The sequence below is a fragment of the Rhizobium sp. IBUN genome (genome assembly GCF_000510625.1).
In the GTDB taxonomy this organism is placed as follows: Bacteria; Pseudomonadota; Alphaproteobacteria; order Rhizobiales; family Rhizobiaceae; genus Rhizobium; species Rhizobium altiplani.
Window position 1 is genome coordinate 1 of the sequence record NZ_AZNV01000091.1, and the last position, 3,351, is coordinate 3,351.

The 3,351-nt window shown below is 58.8% G+C and carries 3 protein-coding genes and 4 pseudogenes; 4 read left to right on the plus strand and 3 right to left on the minus strand.

Features of this window, described 5'->3' with window-relative positions:
- Positions 1–97: pseudogene (locus RHIBUN_RS37850) on the minus strand (recombinase XerD); the annotation flags it as partial.
- A 78-nt stretch (positions 98–175) separates the two neighbouring features.
- On the opposite strand from RHIBUN_RS37850, the pseudogene RHIBUN_RS37855 reads away from it, so the two are divergent.
- Positions 176–395: pseudogene (locus tag RHIBUN_RS37855) on the plus strand (type II toxin-antitoxin system ParD family antitoxin).
- Positions 382–495: pseudogene (locus RHIBUN_RS37860) on the plus strand (type II toxin-antitoxin system RelE/ParE family toxin); the annotation flags it as partial. The pseudogenes RHIBUN_RS37855 and RHIBUN_RS37860, both read left to right, overlap by 14 nt.
- A gap of 575 nt (positions 496–1,070) precedes the next feature.
- Here RHIBUN_RS37860 and RHIBUN_RS0132870 read toward each other — a convergent pair.
- Complete coding sequence (locus RHIBUN_RS0132870) at positions 1,071–1,988, minus strand: recombinase family protein (RefSeq protein ID WP_025662875.1); 918 nt, start codon at positions 1,986–1,988, stop codon at positions 1,071–1,073.
- A gap of 327 nt (positions 1,989–2,315) precedes the next feature.
- Between RHIBUN_RS0132870 and RHIBUN_RS0132875 the strand changes: the two genes are divergently transcribed.
- Together RHIBUN_RS0132875 and RHIBUN_RS0132880 are read left to right on the plus strand one after the other, a co-directional pair.
- A complete protein-coding gene (locus RHIBUN_RS0132875) occupies positions 2,316–2,564 on the plus strand; it encodes a type II toxin-antitoxin system VapB family antitoxin (protein ID WP_025662876.1) in 249 nt (82 codons plus the stop codon).
- Positions 2,561–2,974 carry a type II toxin-antitoxin system VapC family toxin gene (locus RHIBUN_RS0132880; RefSeq protein WP_025662877.1) on the plus strand — a complete coding sequence of 138 codons (414 nt, stop codon included), beginning with the start codon at positions 2,561–2,563 and terminating at the stop codon, positions 2,972–2,974. The genes RHIBUN_RS0132875 and RHIBUN_RS0132880 overlap by 4 nt, the downstream gene beginning before the upstream one ends.
- A 173-nt stretch (positions 2,975–3,147) precedes the next feature.
- Here RHIBUN_RS0132880 and RHIBUN_RS37865 read toward each other — a convergent pair.
- Positions 3,148–3,351, minus strand: a pseudogene (locus RHIBUN_RS37865) (integrase); the annotation flags it as partial.

Below are 3,351 nucleotides of genomic sequence, written 5' to 3' on the forward strand. Positions count from 1 at the left end.
CAGTGAGATAGACGACCTCATCCTGGTCGGCACCGGATGTTTTCGTGCGGCCGAGATGGATGGCGAGAGAGGGCAGGGGAGGGCCGTCTTCGACCGGTCACAGCTGGAAATAGCGCCATCAAGAAAATTTTGACATATGCAACTGGGTAGCAATTCTGGAAGCAAAGGAGATGACGTGAGCGTAAAATCGTCGTTTTCGCTAACCGAGCAACAGGATGCCTTTGCGCGATCGCTTGTCGACACAGAAGACGGAGACTGAGTCCGCTGAGACGGAAGCCCTGCGGGAGCTGATTCACCGGCGGCCAAGTGGAGCGTCTATGTCTGAAGAGGCAATGGCAGGCGCGGTCGACGATATGATCGCGCGTAAACAGAGAGCTCTTCGTGTGGAGTCTTGAATACTCTGTCGAAGCGGAGCGTGATTTTGAACTGATCTTCGATCATCTCTTCGCCGCTTACTGCGATCTCGGTGACCATCCCGACGAGGCCTTGGAGCGGGGAAGAGCCCTCGCGTGGGGGGCGGCTGAGCACGGCATTAACCTTATCCACCGACCAGTCGCCCGTCGCATTTTGGCGGGTACATCGAGCGGCTCATCGGCGCAATGATAGGCGCCGTTCATTTCTTGCCAGGCTCTACGTCATGCGATGTCGCATCCCGCGGCGATTATGATCCTCAAAAGCATGCTGTCATGGTCTTCGACGAGATTAAGCGCTGGCTTACCCTGGAGATTGTTGGCCGCTATCATGCCGACATTCATCGTGCTCTGAGAATCCCGCCTAACCTGGCTTGGGAAGATGCCGTCCTTGCGCGCGCCCGTAGCCTTTGCGGCTCCCCTACGACGAACACCGTTTCAGCCTTGATTTTCCGCCATTCGAGGAACGCATCAACTTGCCGATTGCGCGGTTTCCCGCCCGCCCTGATTTCGGTAGAGATTTCCAGCCTTGGCTTTGGATGATGTCGCTGGCGAGCTGCCGGCTTTAGAGTTCTGGACGGAGTCTCAAGGCTGACGTCACCTGCATCGGTGAAGTGGTTTGGAGATCAGGGGTAGTGGACCTAAGCGTGCTCCATGCTCTCAATGCCGGATGAGGCCGAACCGATGCGCCTCATCCAGCAGGTGACGAACGGACGATGGCTGCCATTTGCGTCCACCGCGCGCCGGCCGCTCTCCCATCTGATCCAGCTGGGTGGCAATGTCACGCAGCGACAGGTCGGGATCGGCAATGGCAATCGCCGCGACTAGCTTCATGAGATGATCCTCTGGCCCGCGGCGCGGCGAGCGAGCAAGGAGCTCGGGTTCGGCCAGTTTCTCGCGGACCATGCGATGCACGGCGCGACGCAGCCTTTCCACCGTCCAGTCATGGCCGCGGCGATTGAGGACCCGCACGACATTGTCCCAGGTGTGCAGCGGACGCATTTGCCGAACGGTCGGAAGCCAGGTTTGGGCAGACGAGATCAGCTCGTCGAGATAGAGTTTTTCCCGGGCCTTCGACACCGCCCTAATCGCGTCTGGTCTCCGTTCTCGAAGTCCGGGGTTTCCTGGCAGCTTGCCCCGGGCTTTCGCTGCTTTGATACCAGCCCTGGTTCGTTCAGCGATCAGCGCTCGCTCGAGCTGTGCGACGGCACCAAGAACCTGAAGAGAAAACATCCCTTGTGGTGTGGCCGTATCGATCGGATCGCGGATGGACCTGAAGTGGACGCCGCGCTCTTCGAGATCTTCGATCACTTGCAATAGATGGCTGACCGACCGGGCGAGGCGATCCAGACGGACGACGACAAGCACGTCGCCGGCGGTAAGCTCACCGAGCAGTCGCGTCAAAACGGGCCGCGCTCGTGATGTACCCGATCCGTGCTCCCGAAAAATTCTCTCGCAGCCGGCGGTGCGCAGCTCGTCCATCTGAGCATCGTGGACCTGATCGTCGCTAGAGATGCGCGCGTAACCGATAAGGCGTCTCGGCGCTTGCGACCGATTGTCGGCTTGACGTTTTGCCATAATTTTTGCGCGCCTTTTATCTTGCTTTGTACAGATAAGGAATGCGTGAGAAAACGATCAGTTGCAAGCGTGTTTTATCGTTTGAATTGCGGCCCGCCAGCGTCGGGAAACTGTTCCCGACGAGTGGGAGAGTATCCAGGCAGCGAACGCGCGTCAGTGGGCTTCCATGGCGGAATTCATAAGGGTGATCACGCGGAAAGCGCATTCGATCGGTGCGTCCTCCGGCGGGCTCCTGCCCACACCGCATGCGGCGAGATGGCAAGACGGCTTCTGCCATCTTGCTGGCAGCAATCTGTTCACCTATATTCACTGTAAAAGGAGATTAAGATGGCCGCACCCCAACTCTCTGTCCGAAGCTCCAAGGCAAGGGATCTGGCTCACCGGCTGGCTCGCCGCGAAAATCGTTCGATTGCCGAGGTGGTCGAACGTGCGCTTGAAGCCTACGAGACCCGCGAGGCGGGCCGTGAACCAGCGGCAAGTTTCTATCGGCGGGTCAACGCGCAAGCGGCCACAGATATCGATCTCGATTCGATCATCCGCGAAAGCCGTCGTCCACACCAGGGTATCGAGCTTTGATAATTCTCGATACGAACGTGGTCTCGGAGACCTTGCGGAAGGACGCTAACGAGGCCGTTATGGCTTGGCTGGTGCGGTTCGACGCGGAATTGGCGTTGCCTACAATGACAATCGGCGAGATCGCTTTTGGCATTCAAAAGATCAGGCCGGACCAGCGTGCAGAGCGTTTGGAGCAGGGGCTGACGGAATGGCGGCGTCGATTTGCCGATCGGATGTTTGGTCTCACAGAAGAAGCCGCGCTCGCTTATGGAGAAATCATGGGGCAGGCGGCCCGTCAGGGACACGCAATGTCAGCACCCGATGCACTGATCGCTGCAATAGCGCGCGTGAACGGCGGACGCCTGGCCACGCGCAATCGCAAGGATTTCGAAACGACAGGTCTCGACCTCGTCAATCCGTGGGATTTTTGAGCTGCTCGAATGGATTGGCTTTCATTGGCGCCATTGTGACGCTTGTTTCCCATGGAGCGTGGTGGCAGGGCACCGGGCCGTTCACAAGCCGCTTTTAGACGCTTTGTGACCTGTATTCGAAGCGACTTTCGCGGTTTTGCGCATGAGAATCAATTGCTGACGGGTCGTGCGGCTCAAAGCATGCGGGCCGCTCGGCCGCTCCGTCTTCTTGCGTCGTTGTAGTAGCTCGACGCCTGCTGCACCGACCGATGGCGCGATTGCTCCATCGCCTCAGGGAGCGGAACGCCGCGATTGGCCGCTTAGGTCAAATACCCCGACCGCAACCCATGCGCGGAGAAATCCCGAGGCTCCAACCCAGCCATCGCCACCCTTTGCTT